The sequence below is a fragment of the Micromonospora chalcea genome, from assembly GCF_028768405.1.
Classification (GTDB): domain Bacteria; phylum Actinomycetota; class Actinomycetes; order Mycobacteriales; family Micromonosporaceae; genus Micromonospora; species Micromonospora chalcea.
Genome location: NZ_CP118233.1, coordinates 3,904,932 through 3,928,135 on the forward strand (window position 1 = coordinate 3,904,932; position 23,204 = coordinate 3,928,135).

Consider the following 23,204-nt stretch of genomic DNA (forward strand, 5'->3'; position numbering starts at 1 on the left):
GCCGCCGGCGATGTAAGGAAGGGCCCCTTCTTAACGCCTGGCGTTGTAGAAGGGGCCCTTCTTAACACCCCGAAGGGCCGGCCGGACCGGCCCGCGGCGGTGCATGCCTCAGTCGGCCGCGCAGGCCGCCTTGAGCTTGTCCCGGGCGGCGGTGAGATCCGCCCTGCTCGGCGCCTTGCCCGGCGCCTTGGCCCAGGCGTCGGCGAGGTCGCTCATCTCGGTCGCGACGCCCTTCACCGCGCTGTTCACCTCGTCGCTGTTGGTGAAGGCGTGCGTGTAGAGCGTGGCCGCGCCCGCCGAGTACTGCGCGCTGACCGCCGAGTGACCGGCCGGCGGGCCGATCTTCTCCGCCTCGGCCACCTCCTTCAGGGCGGCGGTGATGTCCTTCTCCGCCGTCGTGCAGGTCTTCCGGGTGGCCTCGTCGAGGCCCACCGGGGCCGGCGTCACCGGCGGCACGGACGTGGCGGCCGGGGCGGAGGGCGCCGCCGACCCGGCCGAGGGGGTGTCCTCGTCGTCGCCGCAGCCGGACATGACGATCATCGCCACCGCGGCAGGAGCGAGCAGGGCGAAGCGAGCTGAACGCACAGTGTTCTCCCCGTGTCGGTGTTCGTAGCCGCCGCAAACTAGCAGACCGGACACGGCAGGGCGGAACCCGTTTTCCGTCGCGAACGCCGGAAAACGGGTCCCGCCCTGCGGGCTCAGCTCGTCTCGCCGGCCACGCTGAACGAGCGCAGGCGGTCGATCGCCAGCACGGTGAACCCGACCGCCACCAGCGCGGTGAGCACCGCCGCGACCGGCACCGAGACACTGGTGCCGAGCAGCGGCGTCGGCGCCATCCGGTCGGCCAGGGCGATCACCCACTGCTGGATCGACAGCACCCGGGTGCCGCTGACGAACCGGCCCAGCAGGCCTTCCCAGATCAGCACGTAGACCAGGCCGAGCAGCACCGGCCGCCGGGTCACCAGGCTCAGCGCCAGGAACAGCGCCGAGTACGCCAGCGCGCCCGCCGCCGAGGCGACGACCAGGGCGAGTCCGAGGCGTACCGAATCGGCGAGCACGCCCGCGACGTAGATCGGGACACCGACGGTGACCGCCGTGACGCCGGCCGCGACCGCCAGCTTCGGCAGCACGATCTGCCAGCGCGGCAGCGGCTTGGTGAGGATGTGCACGACGGTGCCGTCGTCGATCTCCGCGCCGAGCACGCCGGTGCCCACGATCAGCGCCACCACCGGCAGCACCACCGCCAGGCCGAGGCCGACGAGCACCGGCGGGCCCCACTGGCCGGGGTCGACGCCGAGCGACCGGCAGAGCACCGCCAGGCCGATCAGGATCAGCGGCAACGGCAGCAGCATGAGGAACCGGCTCCGGCCGAACAGGCCGCGCGCGGTGATCCAGGTGACTGTCGACATCATGCCTCCACCAGATACGAGAAGACGCTCTCCAGCGACTCGTCCTCCGGCAGGAGCTGCCGGACCCGGATGCCGTGCCGGAGCGCGATCCGGGGCAGGGCCCGGGTGAACGCGCCGTAGTCGCCGGCCTTGACGGTCAGGCCGGTGCGGCCCAGCTCGACGCCGGAGACCGACGCCTCGGCCATCAGCGCCACCGCCAGGGCGCGGTCGTCGGTGGAGCGGACCGCGAACACGTGCGGCCGGTTGGTCATCAGGCGGCGGATGGTCCGGTAGTCGCCGGAGGCGGCCAGCCGGCCGGCGACCATCACCTGGACGGTGCCGGAGACCTGCTCGACCTCCTCCAGGATGTGCGAGCTGAACAGGATGGTCCGTCCCGCGTCGCCGAGCCGGTGCAGCAGCGCCATCATGTGCAGCCGCTGGCGCGGGTCCATCCCGTTGAACGGCTCGTCGAGCAGCAGCACCTGCGGGTCGTGCACCAGCGCGGCGGCGACCCGGGTGCGCTGCCGCATGCCCTTGGAGTAGGTGCCGATCCGGCGGGTCTGCGCGTCCTCCATCTCGACCAGCTCGATCGCCCGCTTCGTGGCGGCCTCCGGGTCGGGCAGCCGGTGCAGCTTCGCGCTGGCCAGCACGAACTCGTACGCGCTGAGGAACGTGTGCACCGCCTCGCGCTCGCTGACCAGGCCGAGCCGCCGGTAGACGCCGGGGTTGCGCCAGGTCGGCTCCCCGTCCAGCGTCACGGTGCCGCGCGACGGCGACAGGAAGCCCGCCATCATGTGCAGCAGCGTGGTCTTGCCGGCGCCGTTGGGGCCGAGCAGGCCGGTCACGCCGGGGCCGAGCCGCATGGTGACGTCGTTGACCGCCACCACGTTGCCGTACCAGCGGGAGACACCGGCCAGGTCGAGCGTGCTCGTCGCGGTGGCGGGCGCGCCGGCCGTCGACTGGGTGCTGATCGCCGTCATCGGGCGGCCACCTTCCGGTATCGCAGGAGCAGCAGGCTGACGCAGGCGGCGACCAGCAGCACGGCGACCACGGCGTAGACCGGCCCGAAGTCGCCGATCGGCATGCCACCCCGTCCCTGGGTCAGCCGGTCGCCGAGCGCCCAGTTGCCCACGCCGCCGACGAGCGTCGGCGGGGAGGCGACGAAGGCCAGCTCGTTGATCGTCCGCGAGGGCAGGATGGACAGCACGCCGACGACCGGCGTGGTCATCAGGAAGACCGCCACGATGCCGCCGGCCGCGAACGCGCGCTTGCCGGTCAGCGAGGCGACGAGCAGCGCGATCGAGGCGAACACCACCGCCCAGAGCCCGGCGTAGAGCAGCCCGGGCAGCAGGTCGAGCAGTTCGTCCCACACCCCGCGTACGCCCCGGTTCGTGGTGAACGCGGCGCCGAGGAACATCACCAGCTGCGGGCCGCCGAGCAGCAGCCACAGCGCGGTGACAAGCGCCAGCAGCTTGGACAGCGCGTAGTCGCCGCGCGGCAGCGGCCGGGAGAAGTACAGCGGCAGCACGCCGCTGCGCAGGTCGCGGGAGACCAGCTCGGGCGCGGCCACCGCGGCGAAGAAGATGACCAGCCAGCTCATCGCGTCGGCGAACTGGGCGTACGTCATCACCACCTCGCCGATCTGGCTGCGCACCGCGGTGACCCCGGCGGCCACCACGGTCACCACGGAGACGACCAGCCACGGGAAGATCTTCGCCTTGGCACTGCGGCCCAGCCCGAAGACGGTACGCACGCCGTGCAGGTAGAGCGCGCCGAAGACCTGCCGGCGGCCGAGCCGCGGGCCGGTGTAGCGCTGGTAGCCGATGTCGTGGATGACCCCGGTCGCGTCAGACATGGCTGGGCTCCCTCGCGGCGAAGAGTTCGGCCACCCGGTGCCGCCGCTGGTCCAGCCGGTGCAGCGGCAGGTCCAGCTCGGCGACCGCGCCGAGGATCTGGTCGTAGGTGGCGTCGTCGGCGAGCGGGACGAGCAGCAGCCGCCCGTCGCGGGTCACCGGCAGGTCGAGCGCGGCGAGCCGGGCGGCCAGGTCGTCGGTGCCCTCGCTCACCTCGACGGCGAGCACGTCGGTGGCGGTGGTCATGGCGGACACCCGGTCGGCGCGCAGCAGCCGGCCGCCGTCGATGGCGACGAGCGTGTCGCAGATCCGCTCCACCTCGCCGAGCAGGTGCGAGCAGACCACCACCGAGATGCCGAACTCGGTGCCGATCCGGTGGATCAGCGCGAGCATGGCGTCCCGGCCGGCCGGGTCGAGGCCGTTCGTCGGCTCGTCGAGCAGCAGCAGATCGGGATCGTGTACGAGCGCCTGGGCGAGCTTGACCCGCTGCTTCATGCCGGTGGAGTAGCCACCGACGGCCCGGTGCCGCTCCTCGTGCAGGCCGACGTGGCGCAGCGCCTCGGAGGCCCGTTCCCGGGCGACGGTGCGCGGCAGTCCGCTGATCCGGCCCAGGTGGGTGACCAGCTCGGCGGCGGACAGGTCGGGCGGGAGGGCGTCGTGCTCGGGCATGTATCCGACCCGGGCGCGGACCGCGGCCGGGTCGGTGGTCGGGTCGAGGCCGAGCACCTGTACCCGGCCGCTGGTCGGCGGGAGCAGACCCAGCAGGATCTTGATCAGAGTGGACTTGCCGGCGCCGTTCGCGCCCACCAGCCCGATGATCCCCGGCTCGACCGATACGGTGAGGTCGGTCAACGCGGTGACCCGGCCTCCGTACGTCTTGGTCAGCGACTCGGTCGCGAGCAGTGTCACGCCGTTCAGCGTAGAACTCCGGGGCCGCGCCGGAGCCCGTCCTGACCCGGGCGATCCCCTGATCCCTCGGCTCCGGGCCCCCTAGGTGACCGACGGGGTAGCGGCGTCGCGGGGAAGCTGCCACCGTGTGAGGCGACTCGACGGGGGGCGTCATGAGCGACGGTACGGACCGGCCGGCGGTGAGCGTGGTGGTGCCCACGTACAACTGCGGGGCCCACCTCGATCCGCTCGTCGCGTCGCTGTCGCGGCAGGGGCTGCCGCCCGGCGGATACGAGGTGATCTTCGCCGACGACGGGTCGACCGACGGGACGCCGCAGCGCCTGGACGAGCTGGCCGCTGCCGACCCGCACGTGCGGGTGCTGCGCCTGCCGCACTCGGGCTGGCCGTCGCGCCCGCGCAACCAGGGGCTGGAGCAGGCACGCGGCGAGTACGTCTTCTTCGCCGACGACGACGACTGGTTCGGCGACGAGGCGCTGGCCCGCCTGCACTCCTGCGCCCGGGCACACGACGCGGACATCGTCGTCGGACGGATGATCGGGCACCGGCGGGGCGTACCGCGGGAGCTGTTCCGGGAGAACCGGTTCGACGCCACCCTGGCGAACGCGCCGCTGGCCGACAGCATGACCTGTCACAAGCTGTTCCGGCGGTCCTTCCTCGACCGGCACGGGCTGCGCTTCCCGGAGGGCCACCCGCGACGCCTGGAGGACCACCGGCTGATGGCGGCGGCCTATCTGCTCGCCGAACGGATCTGCGTGCTGGCCGACCACCCCTGCTACCACCACGCCCGCCGCGAGGACGCGGGCAACGTCACCGCCACCCGGATGGACCCGGCGGAGTACTACGCGGCGCTGCGGGCCGCGATGGACATCGTGGACGCCCACCGCCCACCGGCCGCGGCCCGCCTGCGGCTGCACCGGCGCTGGCTGCGCAAGGAGATGCTGAACCGGCTGCGCGGGCAGGCGCTGCTGAGCGCGCCGGAGCCCTGGGCCGGGCAGGTGGCGGACGAGGTGGGGCAGCTCGTGAAGGAGCGTGTCGCACCCGAGGCGATCGCCGGGGTGCCGCCGATGTACCAGGTGATCGCGCATCTCGCCGCGCAGGGGCGGATGGCCGACCTGCGCCGGCTGGCGGAGTGGGACGTGAGTGTCCGGGCGCACGCCGCCGTCGACCGGTGGCAGGTGGAGGGACGGACGCTGACCGTCGCCGTCTCCGCCCACCTGCGCGCCGGGGACGAGCCGCTGCGCTTCGACGACCGAGGGCTGCCGGTGCTCCCGGTGGCCGGGGCCGCGCCGGACGGTGTCGTGATGCGGGCCGGCGGGGCGAGGACCGACGTGGTGATCCGCCGCCGGGAGACCCGGGAGGAGTTCTTCCTGCCGGTCGACGCCACCACCGAGCCGGCCGCCGACGGCCGGGTCTGTCACCGCAGCACCGCCACCGTCGACTTCGCGGCGCTCGACGGCGGCCGGACCCGGGGCACCTGGGAGGTCCGGGCCCGGGTGATTCAGGCCGGGTGGGCGCTGGACGCGAACCTGCCGCTCGTGGTGCGCTGCGCGGCCGACGGCGGGCCGCCCCGGGTGGAGGATCCGCGCCGGCTCCGCGCCCGGATCCGGCGGGCGGTCCGGCGGATCCGGGATCGCGCGCTCGGCCGGACGGCGCGCGCCGGCAGCCGTTCGCACGATCGACCGGCGGCGGCCCGGCGGTAAGGATTCGAAGACCCCGGTTCGTCCTCGGCACGATCGCCGGAACGCGCGATTACCGGGAGGCCGGGTGGCGCTCTCGACCGATCGCCGGTGGGCTGCGAAACTGTGTGCCGGCCGGTGAGTTGGGGGTTCGATGAGCAACGGGTGGCTGCTGCCCGAGGACGTTCTGCGGGATGCGCCGTCGTACGCGCCCAGACCCGCTGAGCTGGCCGATCTCCAGTTGTTGCTGAGCGGGGCGTACGCGCCGCTCACCGGTTTCATGAGCCGGGCCGACCTGACCTCGCTGAGCCGGCGCGGCCGGCTGGCCGACGGCACCCCGTGGCCGGTGCCGGTGACGCTCCAGGTGCCGGCCGCGCTGGCCGACGGGCTCGACCCGGCGGACCCGGCCCGCCGGGCGGTGGTCCTCACCGACGGCGAGGGCGCGCCGGTCGCGGCGATGGACGTGACGGACGTCTGGCCGGGCCGCGAGGGCCTGGTGGGCGTCGGTGGCACGGTGCGCCGCCTGGGCGACGGCGGCCACGGACCGTTCCAGCGCCTGCGGCGCGGCCCCGACGAGGTACGCGGCCTGCTGCCGCCGGGCCGGGTGCTCGGGGTCTTCGCCGACCGTCCGCTGCACCGCCCGCAACTGGCGCAGATCGCGCACGCGGCCCGCACGCTCGGCGCGCACCTGCTGGTGCTGATCCCGGTGGGCGAGGGGTCGACCGGTGGCTTGCCGTCCGAGGCGCTGGTGCGTACCGTGTTCGCCGCCCGCGACCGGATGCCCCCGGCGACGCTGGTGGCGGTGCCGCTGGCCCGCCGGCGTGACGAGATCAGCGACGCGCTGCTGCGGGCCCGGGTCGCCGCCGCGTACGGCGTGACCCACCTGCTCTCCACCGAGGGCATGCTCTCCGGCGCCGGCCTGCGCGTGCTGGTGCCCCGCGAGCTGGCCTACGACAACCGGGACGGGCAGTGGCGCTGGCGGGAGGACATCCCGCCGCGCAACCGCCGGCTGGCGCTGAGCGTGGAGGAGATCGACGACCTGCTGGACCGGGGCTTCCCGCTGCCCGAGTGGCACACCCCGCCGGCGGTGGCGAAGGAACTGGTCCGGGCCCGCCCGCCGCGGCGGTACCGGGGACTGGTGATCTTCCTGACCGGGCTGTCCGGCTCGGGCAAGTCGACGATCGCCCGGGGCCTGGCCGACGTGCTCCGTGAGCAGGGCGACCGCACGATCACGCTGCTCGACGGCGACGTGGTGCGGCGGGAGCTGTCCGCCGGGCTCGGGTTCAGCAAGTCCGACCGGGATCTCAACGTGCGCCGGATCGGCTGGGTGGCCGCCGAGATCGCCCGGCACCGCGGGGTCGGCATCTGCTGCCCGATCGCGCCGTACGCGGCGGCCCGCGCCACCGCGCGGGAGATGGCCGAGGCGGCCGGCGCGGGCTTCCTGCTGGTCCACGTGGCGACGCCGCTTGAGGTCTGTGAGCAGCGCGACCGCAAGGGCCTGTACGCCCGCGCCCGGGCCGGCCTGCTCACCGGGATGACCGGCATCGACGACCCGTACGAGGAGCCCACCGACGCCGATCTCGTGGTGGACACCTCGGACATCAGCGTCGAGGAGGCCATCGGGAAGGTGATGGAACACCTCACCGAGACCGGCTGGGTGGAGCCCCGCCTCCAGCCCGCCTGACCTTTCGGCCGCCGGACGCGTCCGGCCTGCGAGCACCTCGACCGCCGTCGTCCGGCCTTCGGACGACGGCGGTTTCGCATCGCCCCTCGCTGCGCGGTAGTGTTCGCCTTTGTTGGAACACGTTCGACCGCGTGAGCATCGCGGTCGGTGACGCTCGGAGGTGGGCCGGAATGCTGGCGCGGCAGCGGCAGACGGCGATCCTGGAACGACTGCGTCTCGCCGGCGGCGTCCGGGTCACCGAACTGGCCGCCGAGTTCGGCGTGTCCGACATGACCATCCGCCGCGACCTGGACACGCTGCACGAGCAGGGCCTGCTCGCCAAGGTGCACGGCGGCGCGACGCCCGCCGGTCCCGGCTCGACCGACGAGCCCGGCTTCCGCGCCAAGGCCGACCGCCAGTCCGCCGAGAAGGCGGCGATCGCCGACCACGCCGCAGGGCTGGTCCGGCCCGGCGCCGCCATCGCGCTCTCCGCCGGCACCACCACCGCCGAGCTGGCCCGGCGACTTGTCGACGTGCCCGGCCTCACGGTGGTCACCAACTCGCTGCCGGTGGCGGAGGCGCTGCACGTCGGCGGCCGGCCCGACCAGACAGTGGTGCTCACCGGCGGGGTACGCACGCCGTCGGACGCGCTCGTCGGGCCGCTCGCCGTGGCCGCGATCGCCGCGCTCCACCTGGACGTGCTCTTTCTCGGCGTGCACGGCATCAGCGAACGGGCCGGGTTCACCACGCCCAATCTGATGGAGGCGGACACGAACCGGGCGCTCGTGGCCGCCGCGGACCGGCTCGTGGTGCTGGCCGACCACACCAAGTGGGGCACCGTCGGCATCTCGTCGATAGTGCCGCTGGACGCGGCGGACGTGCTGGTCACCGACGACCGGTTGGCGCCCGAGGCACGACGGGTACTCGACGACAGGGTGGGCGAGCTGGTGACGGTGCCCGCGCAGAGGGGGGCGCAGTGAAGCGTACGCGGATCGCGCTGGCCGACGGCCGCGAGCTGATCTACTTCGACGAGCGGGACGACGCGGTCCGGGACCAGCCGGACCGGCGGGACCTGCCCCCTCCCCCGCCCGCCTCGCAGCTGCGGTACGACCCGCTGACCGACGAGTGGGTGGCGGTGGCGGTGCACCGGCAGACCCGCACGTTCCTGCCCCCGGCCGACCAGTGCCCGCTGTGCCCGTCCCGGGGCGACCGGCACAGCGAGATCCCGGCGCCCGACTACGACGTCGTCGTGTTCGAGAACCGGTTCCCGTCACTGAGCCAGCGGGTCGCCGACGAACCGGCCGAGATCACGCCGTTCACCCCGGTACGGCCCGGCCTCGGCAGGTGCGAGGTGGTCTGCTTCACCGACGACCACAACGCCTCGTTCGCCCGGCTCTCCCCGCACCGGGTGCGGACCGTGCTGGACGCGCTCGCCGACCGCACCGAAGCGCTGAGCGCGCTGCCCGGCGTGGAGCAGGTCTTCCCGTTCGAGAACCGGGGCGTGGAGATCGGGGTGACGCTTCACCACCCGCACGGGCAGATCTACGCGTACCCGTTCGTCACGCCGCGCACCCGCGACATGCTGGCCGCCGCCCGGCGGCACGCCGAGCGCACCGGCGGCAACCTGTACGCCGACGTGCTGGCTGCCGAACGCGCCTCCGGGGAACGGGTGGTGACGAGCAACGAGCACTGGACCGCGTACGTCCCGGCGGCGGCGCGCTGGCCGTTCGAGGTGCACGTGGCGCCGCACCGGCCGGTGCCGGACATCCCGGCGCTCGACGACGCCGAGCGGGACGCGTTCGGGCCGCTATACCTGGACCTGCTGCGTCGCTTCGACGGGCTGTTCGACCTGCCGATGCCGTACATCGCGGCCTGGCACCAGGCGCCGGTACGGATCGACAGGGAGCTGGGCCACCTGCACCTGCAGCTGTTCAGCATCCGGCGGGCCAAGGACAAGCTGAAGTACCTGGCCGGGTCGGAGTCCGGCATGGGGGTGTTCATCAACGACATCGCCCCCGAGCGAGCCGCCGAGCTGCTGCGCGCCGCATGAAAGGAAGGGCCCCTTGTTAACGCCTGCGGTAGAGAAAGGGCCCCTTCTTAACAACCGCAGCCCGGGCACGGGGGCGCGGGGGGCCCGGGACAGGACCCCCCGCAGGGAAGGGACGGCTGGCTGCGCTCAGCAGCCTCGAAGGTCGGCCGGCCGGCGCGCGGCGACGGCCCACCTTCACGGACGCGACTGGCATCTCGTCCACCCTGTCAACGAGAACGCACCGAGCGAGGTCACGCCGCCCCGACAGCCCTGAGGTGTTAAAAAGGGCCCCTTCTACAACGCGAGGCGTTAAGAAGGGGCCCTTCCTTACACGTCAGGCGGCGAGCCGGCGCGCCAGGTTCTCGTCGAGCGCGTTCATGAACTCGTCGGTGGTCAGCCACGGGGCGTCCCGCGAGATGAGCAGCGCGAGGTCCTTGGTCATCTGGCCGCCCTCGACGGTGTCCACGATGACCTTCTCCAGCGTGTTCGCGAACTCGGTGACCGCCGGGGTGCCGTCCAGCTTGCCCCGGTGGGCCAGGCCCCGGGTCCAGGCGTAGATCGAGGCGATCGGGTTGGTCGAGGTCTTCTCGCCCTTCTGGTACTGCCGGTAGTGCCGGGTGACGGTGCCGTGGGCGGCCTCGGCCTCGACGGTGCGGCCGTCCGGGGAGAGCAGCACCGAGGTCATCAGGCCGAGCGAGCCGAAGCCCTGCGCGACGGTGTCGGACTGCACGTCACCGTCGTAGTTCTTGCAGGCCCAGACGTACCCGCCCTCCCACTTGAGCGCGGCGGCGACCATGTCGTCGATCAGCCGGTGCTCGTAGGTGAGGCCGGCGGCCTCGAACTCGGCCTTGAACTCGTTCTCGAACACCTCGGCGAAGATGTCCTTGAACCGGCCGTCGTACGCCTTGAGGATGGTGTTCTTGGTGGACATGTAGACCGGGTAGTTGCGGTCCAGGCCGTACCGGAACGAGGCGCGGGCGAAGTCCCGGATCGACTCGTCGTAGTTGTACATGCCCATGGCGATGCCGCCGCCGGGGAAGTTGGCGACCTCCATCTCCATCGGGGTGCCGCCGTCGGCCGGGGTGTAGGTGATGGTCACCGTGCCCGGGCCGGGGACGACGAAGTCGGTGGCCTTGTACTGGTCGCCGTGCGCGTGCCGGCCGATGATGATCGGCTTGGTCCAGCCCGGGACGAGCCGCGGCACGTTCGACATGATGATCGGCTCGCGGAAGACCACGCCGCCGAGGATGTTGCGGATGGTGCCGTTCGGCGACCGCCACATCTTCTTCAGGCCGAACTCCTCCACCCGGGCCTCGTCCGGGGTGATGGTGGCGCACTTGACGCCGACGCCGTGCTCCTTGATGGCGTTGGCGGCGTCGACGGTGACCTGGTCGTCGGTGGCGTCACGGTGCTGGATCGACAGGTCGTAGTAGTGCAGGTCGACGTCGAGGTAGGGCAGGATCAGCTGCTCCCGGATCTGCTTCCAGATGATCCGGGTCATCTCGTCGCCGTCGATCTCCACGACCGGGTTGTTTACCTTGATCTTCGCCATCGGCCGGCGCTCCTCTCGGGGGACACGTGCTCAAGCAGTACGAGCGTACTGGAAACTGGCCGGCAGTCCCCAGGCGGCCCGGGTGGGCCGCCGGAAAAGCGGGCTGCGCCGTACCGCGACCCGCTGGCATCATCGTGCGATGCCGCGCAGCCGCACCCTCGGGTCTATCACGGTCACCGCGCTGTCCGACGGCGAGGGGCCCTTCTTCCAGCCCCGCGGCGAGGCGTTTCCCGGCGCCACCCAGGCGCACTGGGCGGCTGCCGACCGGCTCGACCCGGGCGCCGTCACCGCCGACGGCCGGTGGTGGCTGCGGTTCCGCGCGTTCGCGGTGCGGACCGGCGACGGGCCGGTCACGCTCGTCGACGCCGGCATCGGCCCGGCCGACTCGCTCGCCGCGAGCTGGGCGCCGGTCCCCGGCCGGCTGCCGGCCGAGCTGGCCGCCGCCGGGATCGATCCGGCCGACGTCCGCACCGTGGTCCTCACCCACCTGCACACCGACCACGTGGGCTGGGCCGGCGCGCTGTTCCCGAACGCGGACCACCTGGTACAGCGCGCCGAGCTGGACGCGCTGGATCTGTTCCACCCGGAACTGCCGGCCCGGTTCCTGGGGCCGTTGCGCGCCGCCGGCCGCCTGCGGGTGGTCGACGGCGAGACGCCCCTCACCCCGGGGGTACGGCTGCTGCACACCCCAGGCCACACGCCGGGTCACCAGTCGGTGCTCATCGAGGCGGACGACGAGCGCCTCCTGATCACCGGCGACCTGCTCGTGCACGCGATCCAGTTGGTCGCCCCGGAGCTGGCGTACGCCCACGAGGTGGACCCGGACGAAGCCCGCCACGCCCGCACGACCCTGCTGGCAACCCTCTCCCCCGCCACCCTGGCCACCCCCCACCTGACCGCTCCCTTCACCCCCCACCCCCGACCGGCCCGATCATGAGGTTGGCGGCGGAATTGGAGATCGAATACGCCGTCAACTTCATGATCGACGGGGAGGGCGGGGAGAGACGCGGGCGGGACAGCGGAAGGCCCGCCGGCGGAAGCCGGCGGGCCTTCTGCGCAGTTGGTCGGGCTCACATGCTGGCGACGTCGCCCTGCTTGGCGCGGACGGCCTCGGCGGCCTCCTTCAGCGCGGCCAGCTCGTCGGCGTCCAGGTCGGTCTCGACGACCCGCTTCACGCCCTCGGCACCGATCTCGGCCTCGACGCCCAGGTAGACGCCGGAGATGCCGTACTCGCCGTCGACCCAGGCGCAGACCGGCATGACCTCGCCGGAGTCCTCGGCCACTGCCTTCGCCATCCGGGCCGCGGCGGCGGACGGGGCGTAGTACGCCGAACCGGTCTTGAGCAGCGCGACGACCTCGGCGCCACCGTTGCGGGTCTTGACGACCAGCTCCTCGATCTGCTCGGCCGGCATGACGTCACGCAGCGGCTTGCCGTTCACGGTGCTCTTGGACGGCACCGGGACCATCGTGTCGCCGTGCGAGCCGAGCGTCAGGGTCCGTACCGACTTCACCGGTACGCTCAGCGCCTCGGCGACGAAGTTGGTGAAGCGGGCGGTGTCCAGCATGCCGGCTTGGCCGAGCACCCGGTTGCGCGGGAACTGGGTGGCGAGCTGGGCCAGCGCGGTCATCTCGTCGAGCGGGTTGGACACCACGATGACGACGGCGTTCGGCGCGTACTTGGCGACGTTCTCGGAGACCTGCCGGACGATCTTGGCGTTGGTCTCCAGCAGGTCCATCCGGCTCATGCCGGGCTTGCGCGGCAGGCCGGCGGTGATGACGACCACGTCCGAGCCCTCGATGGCGTCGTAGCCCTCGCCGTTCGGGCCGGTGGTGACGCCGACAACCTTGGTCTCGAAGCCCTCGACCGCGCGGGACTGGTTGAGGTCGAGCGCGAGACCCGCCGGCTTGCCCTCCACGATGTCGGTGATCACGACGGTGTCGAAGACGTCGTACTCGGCCAGGCGCTGTGCGGTGGTCGAGCCGTAGAAGCCGGCGCCGACGACAGTGACCTTCTTACCCATGGTCGTCCCACTCCCTGATCCCAGTCGGTTTTCCGGACCGTATCAGCCATCCTGGCACCGATCGGGCCAGGGGCGGACGGTTATGACCTGGGTGGGTGTCAGCCCGCCCGCTCGGCCCGTTCGACCACGTTGGTGAGCAGCATCGCCCGGGTCATCGGACCGACGCCGCCGGGCATCGGCACGAGCTTGCCGGCGACCTCGGCGACCTCCGGGTCGACGTCGCCGGTGTAGCGGCCCTTGCCGTCGTCGCCGATCACGCGCGTGATGCCGACGTCGACCACTGTCGCGCCCGGGTTGACCATGTCGGCGGTGAGCAAACCCGGTACGCCGGCGGCGACGATGACGACGTCGGCGGCGCGGGTGTGCGCGGCGAGGTCGAGCGTGCCGGTGTGGCAGAGCGTCACCGTGGCGTTCTCGCTGCGCCGGGTCAGCAGCAGGCCCAGCGGACGGCCGACCGTGTTGCCCCGGCCGACGACGGCCACGTTCGCGCCGCGCAGCGGCACGTCGTGGCGGCGCAGCAGCTCCACGATGCCGCGCGGGGTGCAGGGCAGCGGAGCGTCGTACCCGAGGACGAGCCGGCCCAGGTTGACCGGGTGCAGCCCGTCGGCGTCCTTGTCCGGGTCGATCGACTCCAGCGCGCGCTGGGTGTCGAGGTGCCCGGGGAGCGGGAGCTGGACGATGTAGCCGTGGCAGGCCGGGTCGGCGTTCAGCTCGGCGAGCGCCGCGTCGAGCTGCTCCTGGGTGGCGTCCGCGGGCAGCGTGACCCGCAGCGAGGCGATGCCGACCTCGGCGCAGTCGCGGTGCTTGCCGTTGACGTACGCCTGGGAGCCGGGGTCCTCCCCGACCAGCACCGTGCCGAGGCCGGGGGTGATGCCGCGTTCCGCGAGCGCCTTGACCCGGGCCCGTAGCTCGTCCTTGATCTCCGCCGCGGTGGCCTTGCCGTCCAGGATCGTCGCCGTCACGTCGTGATCGTCTCACGCCCGCTGGCGGGCCCGGACGACGACGGCCGACGATCACGCTGCGCAACGTGCGCTAAGTCACGGAGAGTCACCAATCACGGTGACGCCGCAGCCCGGTCACACCCGGACGGGCAGGGACCGGACAGCGGGAACAGCCGTCGCAGACCGCCCGGCCACGCGCGGACCGGAACAGAGGCAACCAGGAAAGAACCAGGCAGGGGCGAGGTTTAGCACGCGCGAGCGGCAACGACAAGACAGGGCGAACACGATCCGTCATCGATCAACCACGCGCCAGTTGTCGATGGGCCGAACCGCGACCTACCGTTACCGCTCGTTGCGGAGAGTCACCCAACGTCGGGACGACCGCGCAGCGTGAGGAGATGAGGAGACCCCATGCGTGTTCGTAGGCTCGCGGCCTGGGCCGCGCTCCCGCTCGCGGTGACGCTCGGCCTGACGGCCTGCGGCTCGGGCGGCGGCAGCGGCGGTGCCGGCAACCCCGACGCGGCCGTGCGGATCGAGATCGCCGAGCCGCAGCACCTGGTGCCCACAAACACCAACGAGACGAGCGGCTCCCAGGTCCTGTCGGCCCTGTTCAGCCCGCTCGTCGACTACGACGAGGCGAACAAGCCGCACGAGGTGGCGGCGGACTCGGTGACGACGTCGGACAACAAGGTCTGGACGATCAAGCTGAAGCCCGGCTACACGTTCCACAACGGCGAGAAGGTCACCGCCGACAACTACATCGACGCCTGGAACTACGGCGCGTACGCCCCGAACGGCCAGAACTCCAGCTACTTCTTCGAGAAGGTGGCCGGCTACGACGACCTCCAGGGCGAGACGCCGAAGGCGAAGACGCTCAGCGGCCTGCAGAAGGTCGACGACCTGACCTTCACCGTGACGCTCAACGAGCCGTACGTGGACTTCAAGTCGATGCTCGGCTACACCGCCTTCTACCCGCTGCCCGAGGCGGCCTTTTCCGCGCCGGGCGTACTGGCCGAGGGCTACGAGCAGGCCCCGATCGGTCAGGGCCCGTTCAAGATGAAGGGCAGCTGGCAGCACGACGCCAAGGTCGAGGTGGAGCGCTACGACGCCTTCCCGGGCCAGCAGCCCAAGGTCGCCGGTGTCGAGTTCCGCATCTACCAGCAGCCGACCGCCGCGTACGCGGACGTGCTGTCGGACAACCTCGACGTGATCAAGACGATCCCGACCGAGAACCTGTCCACCGCCGCGACCGACCTGGGCGACCGCTACCAGGAGAGCCCGGCCTCGTCGCTGCAGGTGCTGGCCTTCCCGACGTTCCAGGAGGAGTTCAGCAAGCCCGAGGTGCGCAAGGCCATCTCGATGGCGATCGACCGGGACGAGATCACCAAGTCGATCTTCAAGGACTCGCAGCGGCCGGCCCGCTCGTTCGTCTCGCCGGTGGTCGCCGGCTACCGGGAGAACACCATCGGCACCGCGGGCGCGTTCGACCCGGTCAAGGCCAAGGCCATGTACGAGGCCGCGGGCGGCCCGAAGAAGATCGAGCTGTCCTACAACGGCGACGGCGGCCACAAGGACTGGATCGACGCCACCTGTAACCAGCTCAAGGCCAACCTGGGCGTGGACTGCGTCGGCACCGCCGAGCCGAAGTTCGCGGACCTGCTGACCAAGGTCAAGAAGAAGCAGCCGGTCGGCCTGTTCCGGATGGGCTGGGTCATGGACTACCCGTCCATGGAGAACTACCTCGGCCCGCTGTACAGCAGCACCGGCTCGTCGAACTACTACGGCTACAGCAACCCGGAGTTCGACAAGCTGCTCGCCGAGGGCGCCCGCGCGGCGACCGAGGACGAGGCGATCAAGAAGTACCAGGCGGCGGAGGACCTGCTCGCGCAGGACATGCCGGTGATCCCGCTGCGGTACGGGCAGAACAACTTCGGCCACTCGACCAAGGTCAAGAACGTCCACGTGGACCTCTTCGACCGGGTGGACCTGCTGAAGATCGAACTCGCCTGACACCCTGCTGACGGGCCGGGCCACCCCCACCGGGTGGCCCGGCCTTGGCATTGGCCCACATTTGCGCTGTTTTCGGCAGACTTGCCAGCATGCTCCGCTTCATCCTGCGGCGACTCCTGCAGATGGTCCTCGCCTTCTTCGGGACCACTCTGATCGTCTACGCGCTGATGTTCGCCGGGCAGGGCGACCCGATCCAGGCCCTCGCCGGGGAGCGGCCGGTGACCCCCGCGCAGCGGGCCTACCTGACCGAGAAGTACCACCTGGACGCGACAGGGGTCGGCGGCTTCTTCTACCGCTACTTCAACTACCTCGGCGGTCTGGTCCAGGGTGACCTCGGGCAGTCGCTGACCGGGCGGCAGATCAGCGACATCCTCGCCGCCGCCTGGCCGGTCACCCTCAAGCTGGCGGTGATCGCGATGGCGGTCACGGTGATCTTCGGAGTCACCGCCGGCGTGATCGCGGCCATCCGCCGCTCCGGCGTGTTCGACCACGCCACGCTCGTGCTCACGCTGCTGGTGCTCGGCATACCCACCATCGTGCTCGCGCCGCTGGCGCAGTACTTCCTCGGCGTACGCTGGCCGATCTTCCCGCCCACCGCCGGAGCGCAACCCTCCTTCTACGCGCTGCTGCTGCCCGGCATCGTGCTCGGCTCGCTGTCCCTGGCCACCGCGCTGCGGCTGACCCGTACCTCGGTGACCGAGAACCTGCGCGCCGACTACGTCCGCACCGCCCGCTCGAAGGGCCTGCGGCGACGCCGCATCGTCGGCGTGCACGTGCTGCGCAACTCGCTCATCCCGGTGATCACCTTCCTCGGCGTCGAGCTGGGCAACCTGATGGGCGGCGCGATCATCACCGAGGGCGTGTTCAACGTGCCCGGCGTCGGCTTCAACCTGTTCCGCGGCATCCGCACCGAGGACGGCCCCCTGGTGGTCGGCATCGTCAGCGTGCTCGTCGTGGTCTACCTGCTCTCCAACCTGGTGGTGGACGTGCTCTACGCCGTCCTCGACCCGAGGATCCGCTATGAGTGACTTCGAGACGGTGGCGGCCACCGAGAACCAGGCGGCGCGGCGCGGCGTCTCCGGCGAACCGGGCACGCCCGGCCGGGCCGGGCGGCCGGAGCGGGCCCGCAGCCTGGCCGGGGACGCGTGGCGGGACCTGCGCCGCAACCCGGTCTTCTGGATCAGCCTGCTCCTGGTGGTGCTCGTCGCCGCGATGGCGGTGGCCCCCGGGCTGTTCGCCGCGAACGACCCGCGCGACTGCGTGCTCTCCCGCCAGCACGCCGGGCCGTCCGGCGGGGCCATCTTCGGGTACGACTTCCAGGGCTGCGACACGTTCGCCCGCGCGGTCTACGGCGCCCGCGCCTCACTGCTGGTGGGGGCGCTCTCCGCGCTGATCACCGGCGTGATCGCGCTCGTCGTCGGGATGCTCGCCGGCTACTTCGGCGGCTGGGTCGACGCGGTGCTCTCCCGGGTGATCGACATCGTGCTCGGCATCCCGCTGCTGCTGGCCGCGATCGTGCTGCTCAAGCGGGTCAGCACCAGCGGCGACACGGTACGGCTGTTCGCGGTGATCTTCGTGCTGGCGCTGCTCGGGTGGACCACCGCGGCCCGGGTGGTCCGCTCCTCGGTGATCACCGCCCGGGAGCAGGACTACGTGGCCGCAGCCCGGATGCTGGGGGCCGGCAACGGTCGGATCATGTGGCGGCACATCCTGCCGAACGCGCTCGCCCCGGCCATCGTGGTGCTCACCATCGCGCTCGGCTCGTTCATCGCGGCCGAGGCGACGCTGAGCTTCCTCGGCATCGGCCTGAAGGCGCCGACCATCTCCTGGGGCATCGACATCGACGCCGGGCGGGTGCACATGCGCGAGTCGGCGACGCCGCTGATCGTGCCGTCGGCCTTCCTCGCCCTGACCGTGCTCGCCTTCATCATGCTCGGCGACGCGATCCGCGACGCCTTCGACCCGAAGCTGCGGTGACAACCCATGACCCAGTCGTCGGCCCGGCCCACGCCGGCCTCGCCCACCCCGCCGGGCGGGCACCTGCTGGAGGTACGGGACCTGCACGTCGAGTTCCGCACCCGCGAGGGCGTGGCCCGGGTCATCAACGGGGTGACGTACCACCTGGACGCCGGGGAGACGCTCGCGGTGCTCGGCGAGTCCGGCTCCGGCAAGTCCGTCACCGCCCAGGCGATCATGGGCATCCTGGACACCCCGCCCGCGTACGTGCGCGGCGGGCAGATCCTCTACCAGGGGCGGGACCTGCTGACCCGGCCGGAGGAGGAACGCCGTCAGATCCGGGGCACCGAGATCGCGATGATCTTCCAGGACGCGCTGTCGGCGTTGAACCCGGTCTTCCCGGTCGGCTGGCAGATCGGCGAGTCGCTGCGCGAGCGGGCCGGGATGTCCCGGGCCGACGCGCGCAGGCGCACGATCGAGCTGATGGACCTGGTCCGGATCCCGGCCGCGGCGAAGCGGCTCGGTGACTACCCGCACCAGTTCTCCGGCGGCATGCGCCAGCGGGTCATGATCGCCATGGCGCTGGCTCTCGACCCGAAGGTGCTGATCGCCGACGAGCCGACCACCGCGCTGGACGTGACGGTGCAGGCGCAGATCATGGACCTCCTGGCCGACCTGCGCCGCGACCTCGGCACGGCGCTCATCCTGATCACCCACGACCTGGGGGTGGTCGCCGGTGTCGCGGACCGGATCGCGGTCATGTACGCGGGCCGCATCGTCGAGCACGCCGACGTGCGCGCGCTGTACCGGGCGCCGGCCCACCCGTACACGAAGGGGTTGCTGGAGTCGATCCCGCGCCTGGACGTGCGCGGCCAGGAGCTGTCGAGCATCCGCGGCCTGCCGCCGAACCTGATGGCGATCCCCTCCGGCTGCCCGTTCCACCCCCGGTGCCCGTACGTCCAGCAGGTCTGTGTGGACGAGGTGCCGCACGACCTGGTGCTCGGCGACGGGCGGACCAGCGCGTGCCACTTCGCGCAGGAGGTGCACGATGACAGCGCCGGCTGACGCCACGAAGGTGCGCGGCGAGACCATCCTCTCCGTCGACCACCTGGTCAAGCACTTCCCGATCAGCCAGGGCGTGCTGTTCAAGAAGACCATCGGCCAGGTCAAGGCGGTCGACGGCGTCTCTTTCGAGCTGCGGCGCGGTGAGACGCTCGGCGTGGTCGGCGAGTCCGGCTGCGGCAAGTCCACGTTGGCCCGGCTGCTGATGCGCCTGGAGACGCCCACCGCCGGGCGGGTCACGCTGGAGGGCCGCGACCTGCTGCGGGCCGGCGGGGCGGACCTGCGCCGGCTGCGCCGCAACATGCAGATGGTGATGCAGGACCCGTACACCTCGCTGAACCCGCGGATGACTGTCGGCGACATCGTCGGCGAGCCGTTCGAGATCCACCCGGAGGTGGCGCCGAAGCGCAGCCGGCGGCAGCGGGTGCAGGAGCTGCTGGACGTGGTCGGGCTCAACCCGGAACACGTCAACCGGTACCCGCACCAATTCTCCGGCGGCCAGCGGCAACGCATCGGCATCGCCCGGGCGCTCGCGCTGCGGCCCGAGATCATCGTCTGCGACGAGCCGGTGTCGGCGCTCGACGTCTCCATCCAGGCCCAGGTGATCAACCTGTTGGAGCAGCTCCAGGACGAGTTCGGGCTGTCGTACATCTTCATCGCCCACGACCTGTCGGTGGTGCGGCACATCTCCGACCGGGTCGCGGTGATGTACCTGGGCCGGATCGTCGAGATCGGCACCGAGGAGCAGATCTACCAGCGGGCCACCCACCCGTACACCCAGGCGCTGCTGTCGGCGGTCCCGGTGCCCGATCCGGAGGCCCGCGACCGGCAGACCATCATCCGGCTCAGCGGCGACGTGCCCAGCCCGGCCGACCCGCCGTCCGGCTGCCACTTCCGGACCCGCTGCTGGAAGGCCGAGGAGGTCTGCGCGGTCCAGGACCCGCAGACCGTGCCCCGGGCGGCGGACCCGCACCCCAGCGCCTGCCACTTCGCCGAGGTCCGCACCGACGTGTGAGCGCGACGAAGGCCCCGTCCCCCGGAGGAAGAGGGGGCGGGGCCTCCGCTGCGGCGGGTTGGGCGTGGACCCGGGGCGATCCCGGCGGCGTTGAGGCGCGCCGCCGTACGTGATCGGTGTCCCGCGACGGACCGCCGGGTCGACGCGGCGGGCCGGTGCGGCTCGGGTGAGGTGTCCCGGCGTGCGGGTCCCGGGTCCGGCGTGGCTCAGGCGGCCGGCGGGGCGCGCGCGGCGAGCGGGCCGCGCGGCGGCAGCGGCACGACCGGCGGCCGGGGCGCGGGCACGACGGGTTCCGGCACGGCCGGACCGGCCACGCGCGGGAGCGCGGCCGGGGCCAGGTCGTCCGGTCCGTCGGCGTAGCCGAGGCCGCCGCCGTGGTCGTGCCACGGCCCGGCGGCAAGCCCCGACCAGGAGATTCCGGGGTACGCGGTACGCAGCGCGACCGGGCTCGTTCCGGCGGACGGCGCGGCGGCGAGCGTTCCGGCAGGCGGCGCGGCGGCGGGCGTATCGGCGGGCGGCGCGGCGGCGAGCGCGGCAACGATCGGGGCGGGGGCCGGTGCGACGGCGGGCGCGGCGGCCGATCCCAGCCCGGCCAGGACGAAGGCCAGCGTGACGACGACGGCGGTCAACCGGTCGCGAACGCGCATGGCACACCTGCCGGTCTCACGGGCGGCGGAGACGGTCGATCGTCGCCGCGCACACGCTAGCAACCGGTTCCGGCGGCGGGCAACGGCCCGGCGTCCGGGTGCGTCCGTCGGGTGGACGACCGACGCACCCGGGCGATTACGGCCTGGTCAGTGGAAGAAGTGCCGCGTCCCGGTCAGGTACATGGTGACGCCGGCCGCCTTGCAGGCCGCGATGGTCTCCTCGTCCCGGATCGAGCCGCCCGGCTGCACGATCGCCCGTACCCCGGCGTCGATGAGGATCTGCGGGCCGTCGGCGAACGGGAAGAACGCGTCGGAGGCGCAGACCGAGCCGCGGGCCCGCTCGTCGCCGGCGCGGCTGACCGCCAGCCGCGCCGAGTCCACCCGGTTGACCTGACCCATGCCGACGCCGACGGTGGCGCCGTCGCGGGCCAGCAGGATCGCGTTGCTCTTGACCGCGCGGACCGCCCGCCAGGCGAACGCCAGGTCGCGCAGCGTCGCGGAGTCGGCCGGGTCGCCGGTGGCCAGCGTCCAGCCGGACGGGTCGTCGCCGGGCGCGTCGACGGCGTCCCGCGACTGCACCAGCACGCCGCCGCTGACCTGCCGCCACTCGGCGGGCCGCACAGCGAACTCGGGCGCCCGCAGCAGGCGGAGGTTCTTCTTGGCCCGCAGCAGCTCCAGCGCGTCCTCGTCGAAGCCGGGCGCCACCAGCACCTCGGTGAAGATCTCCGCGACCTGGCCGGCCATCGCCGCGTCGACCGGCCGGTTCACCGCGATCACCCCGCCGAACGCGGAGACCGGATCGCAGGCGTGCGCCTTGCGGTGCGCCTCGGCCACGTCCGCGCCGACCGCGATGCCACACGGGTTGGCGTGCTTGATGATCGCCACCGCCGGCTGGTCCGGGAAGTCGTTGGCGGCCCGCCAGGCGGCGTCCGCGTCGACGTAGTTGTTGTAGGACATCTCCTTGCCGTGCAGCTGCTCGGCCTGGGCCAGCCCGGCCGGCGCGCCCGGATCGGTGTAGAGCGCCGCCGCCTGGTGCGGGTTCTCGCCGTACCGCAGCACGGCCTGGCGGCGCAGCGCCAGCCCGGCGAACTGCGGCCAGCCGTCCTCGGCCGGCGCCACGGTGGTGGCGAACCAGTCGGCCACCGCCACGTCGTAGTCGGCGATGTCGGCGAAGGCCCGGGCGGCGAGCGCCCGGCGCTGGGCGATCGTGAAACCGCCGTCGGCGAGCGCGGCCACCACCGCCGGGTACGCGGCCGGGTCGGTCACCACCGCGACCGAGGCGTGGTTCTTCGCCGCGGCCCGCACCATCGCCGGGCCGCCGATGTCGATCTGCTCGACACACTCTTCGGTGTCGGCGCCGGAGGCGACGGTGGCCTGGAACGGGTAGAGGTTGGAGACCAGCAGGTCGATGCCGGCGATGCCGTGCTCGTCGAGCTGGGCGGCGTGCGCGTCCTTGCGCAGGTCGGCGAGGAGACCACCGTGGATCTTCGGGTGCAGCGTCTTGACCCGCCCGTCGAGGATCTCCGGGAAGCCGGTGACCTGCTCGACCGGCGTGACCGGCACCCCGGCGCCGGAGATCGTCGACGCGGTGCTCCCGGTCGACACGATCTCCACGCCGGCCCCGTGCAGGGCGCGGGCCAGCTCGGCCAGGCCGGTCTTGTCGTAGACGCTGACCAGCGCGCGCCGGATCGGGCGGCGGCCGGCGTCCTCAGTGGCGTTCACGGGATGGTGACCTTTCTTCCGGTGATCGTCCAGCCTTCACGGACCAGGCGGCCGACCTGCTCGACGAGCTGGCGCCGCTCGGCGGACTTGATGCGCTCGGTGAGCGTGTCCTCGTCGTCGCCGTCGAGCACCGGCACGGCGACCTGGGCCACGATCGGCCCGGTGTCCATCCCGGCGTCGACGAAGAACAGCGTGGCCCCGGTGACCTTCACGCCGTACGCCAGCGCGTCACGGGGGCCGTGGATGCCGGGGAACGCCGGCAGCAGCGTGTTGTGCGTGTTGAGGTAGCGGTCGCCGAACGCGGCCAGGAACTCCGGCCCGACCAGCTTGAGGAACCCGGCGCTGATGACCAGGTCCGGCCGGTGCTCGGCGACCCGCGCGGTGAGCGCCTTGTCCCAGTCGGCGCGGGTGGGGTGGTCCTTGACACGCTCGACGAAGGACGGCACGCCGGCGGCGGCGGCCCGGTCCAGGCCGGCGATCCCGTCCCGGTCGGCGCCGACGGCGACGACCCGGGCGCCGAAGCCGGGGTCGGCGGTGGCGTCCAGCAGCGCCTGGAGGTTGCTGCCGGAACCGGAGACGAGGACGACGAGGCGGGCGACGGACGCGGGCTCGGTCACGCGGCAACCCTATCGGGCAGGTCAGGCGCCCCGGCCTCGGGGCGGCGGCTCAACGGTTGACCTCCCGGGTGGCGTGCTCGCGGTACGCTGCCGGTCGCCCGGTGTCCGGCCTCGCGCCCGGCCCGCACCCCACGAAGAATCCG

General features: G+C 72.5%; 21 protein-coding genes. 10 read left to right on the plus strand and 11 right to left on the minus strand.

The genetic code is table 11. The features are described 5' to 3' along the window. Positions 1–108: 108 nt before the first annotated feature. The 5 genes from PVK74_RS17035 to PVK74_RS17055 all read right to left on the minus strand — a co-directional run bounded on the left by PVK74_RS17035 (position 109) and on the right by PVK74_RS17055 (position 4,150). Complete coding sequence (locus tag PVK74_RS17035) at positions 109–546, minus strand: hypothetical protein (protein ID WP_176722806.1); 438 nt, start codon at positions 544–546, stop codon at positions 109–111. A 152-nt stretch (positions 547–698) separates the two neighbouring features. Continuing rightward, entirely contained in the window at positions 699–1,409 is a 711-nt protein-coding gene (locus PVK74_RS17040) for an ABC transporter permease (protein WP_043328383.1), read from the minus strand. Then, positions 1,409–2,368, minus strand: coding sequence for an ABC transporter ATP-binding protein (locus PVK74_RS17045; RefSeq protein ID WP_069088263.1), 960 nt, complete (start codon positions 2,366–2,368; stop codon positions 1,409–1,411). The genes PVK74_RS17040 and PVK74_RS17045 overlap by 1 nt, the downstream gene beginning before the upstream one ends. After that, positions 2,365–3,243, minus strand: coding sequence for an ABC transporter permease (locus PVK74_RS17050; protein ID WP_069088264.1), 879 nt, complete (start codon positions 3,241–3,243; stop codon positions 2,365–2,367). The genes PVK74_RS17045 and PVK74_RS17050 overlap by 4 nt, the downstream gene beginning before the upstream one ends. After that, positions 3,236–4,150, minus strand: a complete 915-nt coding sequence (locus PVK74_RS17055) for an ABC transporter ATP-binding protein (protein ID WP_064448851.1) — start codon at positions 4,148–4,150, stop codon at positions 3,236–3,238. The genes PVK74_RS17050 and PVK74_RS17055 overlap by 8 nt, the downstream gene beginning before the upstream one ends. Before the next feature lie 152 nt (positions 4,151–4,302). On the opposite strand from PVK74_RS17055, the gene PVK74_RS17060 reads away from it, so the two are divergent. From PVK74_RS17060 to galT, 4 genes are all read left to right on the plus strand, one after another. Continuing rightward, complete coding sequence (locus PVK74_RS17060; RefSeq protein WP_069088265.1) at positions 4,303–5,850, plus strand: glycosyltransferase family 2 protein; 1,548 nt, start codon at positions 4,303–4,305, stop codon at positions 5,848–5,850. A gap of 130 nt (positions 5,851–5,980) precedes the next feature. Continuing rightward, positions 5,981–7,510, plus strand: a complete 1,530-nt coding sequence (gene cysC, locus PVK74_RS17065; protein WP_043328378.1) for an adenylyl-sulfate kinase — start codon at positions 5,981–5,983, stop codon at positions 7,508–7,510. 170 nt (positions 7,511–7,680) lie between these two features. Then, entirely contained in the window at positions 7,681–8,469 is a 789-nt protein-coding gene (locus PVK74_RS17070) for a DeoR/GlpR family DNA-binding transcription regulator (protein ID WP_043328376.1), read from the plus strand. Beyond that, positions 8,466–9,539, plus strand: coding sequence for a galactose-1-phosphate uridylyltransferase (gene galT, locus PVK74_RS17075; protein ID WP_274476779.1), 1,074 nt, complete (start codon positions 8,466–8,468; stop codon positions 9,537–9,539). Before PVK74_RS17070 ends, galT begins: the two co-directional genes overlap by 4 nt. A gap of 313 nt (positions 9,540–9,852) precedes the next feature. Here the strand turns inward: galT and PVK74_RS17080 are convergent, their stop codons facing one another. Beyond that, positions 9,853–11,070 carry an NADP-dependent isocitrate dehydrogenase gene (locus PVK74_RS17080; RefSeq protein WP_043328372.1) on the minus strand — a complete coding sequence of 406 codons (1,218 nt, stop codon included), beginning with the start codon at positions 11,068–11,070 and terminating at the stop codon, positions 9,853–9,855. Between the two features lie 139 nt (positions 11,071–11,209). Here PVK74_RS17080 and PVK74_RS17085 point away from each other — a divergent pair, with 139 nt between their 5' ends. Beyond that, positions 11,210–12,007, plus strand: a complete 798-nt coding sequence (locus tag PVK74_RS17085) for an MBL fold metallo-hydrolase (protein ID WP_274476781.1) — start codon at positions 11,210–11,212, stop codon at positions 12,005–12,007. 133 nt (positions 12,008–12,140) lie between these two features. Here PVK74_RS17085 and PVK74_RS17090 read toward each other — a convergent pair whose 3' ends face one another. Together PVK74_RS17090 and PVK74_RS17095 are read right to left on the minus strand one after the other, a co-directional pair. After that, positions 12,141–13,091, minus strand: coding sequence for a malate dehydrogenase (locus PVK74_RS17090; protein WP_043328370.1), 951 nt, complete (start codon positions 13,089–13,091; stop codon positions 12,141–12,143). A gap of 98 nt (positions 13,092–13,189) precedes the next feature. Further along, positions 13,190–14,053, minus strand: a complete 864-nt coding sequence (locus PVK74_RS17095; RefSeq protein ID WP_043328369.1) for a bifunctional methylenetetrahydrofolate dehydrogenase/methenyltetrahydrofolate cyclohydrolase — start codon at positions 14,051–14,053, stop codon at positions 13,190–13,192. Positions 14,054–14,443: 390 nt separating this feature from the next. Here PVK74_RS17095 and PVK74_RS17100 point away from each other — a divergent pair, with 390 nt between their 5' ends. The 5 genes from PVK74_RS17100 to PVK74_RS17120 all read left to right on the plus strand — a co-directional run bounded on the left by PVK74_RS17100 (position 14,444) and on the right by PVK74_RS17120 (position 20,075). Continuing rightward, entirely contained in the window at positions 14,444–16,042 is a 1,599-nt protein-coding gene (locus tag PVK74_RS17100) for a peptide ABC transporter substrate-binding protein (protein WP_043328368.1), read from the plus strand. 89 nt (positions 16,043–16,131) lie between these two features. Further along, on the plus strand, positions 16,132–17,070 hold the full coding sequence (locus tag PVK74_RS17105; protein ID WP_043328367.1) for an ABC transporter permease: 939 nt from the start codon (positions 16,132–16,134) through the stop codon (positions 17,068–17,070). Further along, positions 17,063–18,019 (plus strand): ABC transporter permease, encoded by a 957-nt coding sequence (locus tag PVK74_RS17110; RefSeq protein WP_064446558.1) that lies wholly within the window; start codon positions 17,063–17,065, stop codon positions 18,017–18,019. Before PVK74_RS17105 ends, PVK74_RS17110 begins: the two co-directional genes overlap by 8 nt. A 6-nt stretch (positions 18,020–18,025) precedes the next feature. After that, the gene (locus PVK74_RS17115; protein WP_043328366.1) at positions 18,026–19,063 is read left to right on the plus strand and encodes an ABC transporter ATP-binding protein; all 1,038 of its coding nucleotides are present in this window, start codon (positions 18,026–18,028) and stop codon (positions 19,061–19,063) included. Then, complete coding sequence (locus PVK74_RS17120; protein WP_104114344.1) at positions 19,047–20,075, plus strand: ABC transporter ATP-binding protein; 1,029 nt, start codon at positions 19,047–19,049, stop codon at positions 20,073–20,075. Before PVK74_RS17115 ends, PVK74_RS17120 begins: the two co-directional genes overlap by 17 nt. A gap of 206 nt (positions 20,076–20,281) precedes the next feature. Here the strand turns inward: PVK74_RS17120 and PVK74_RS17125 are convergent, their stop codons facing one another. The 3 genes from PVK74_RS17125 to purN all read right to left on the minus strand — a co-directional run bounded on the left by PVK74_RS17125 (position 20,282) and on the right by purN (position 23,061). Continuing rightward, entirely contained in the window at positions 20,282–20,722 is a 441-nt protein-coding gene (locus PVK74_RS17125) for a hypothetical protein (protein ID WP_274476782.1), read from the minus strand. A 147-nt stretch (positions 20,723–20,869) separates the two neighbouring features. Further along, positions 20,870–22,444: a bifunctional phosphoribosylaminoimidazolecarboxamide formyltransferase/IMP cyclohydrolase gene (purH, locus tag PVK74_RS17130; protein WP_043328363.1), complete on the minus strand. Its 1,575-nt coding sequence runs from the start codon at positions 22,442–22,444 to the stop codon at positions 20,870–20,872. Next, a complete protein-coding gene (gene purN / locus PVK74_RS17135) occupies positions 22,441–23,061 on the minus strand; it encodes a phosphoribosylglycinamide formyltransferase (RefSeq protein ID WP_069088272.1) in 621 nt (206 codons plus the stop codon). Before purN ends, purH begins: the two co-directional genes overlap by 4 nt. Positions 23,062–23,204: the final 143 nt, after the last annotated feature.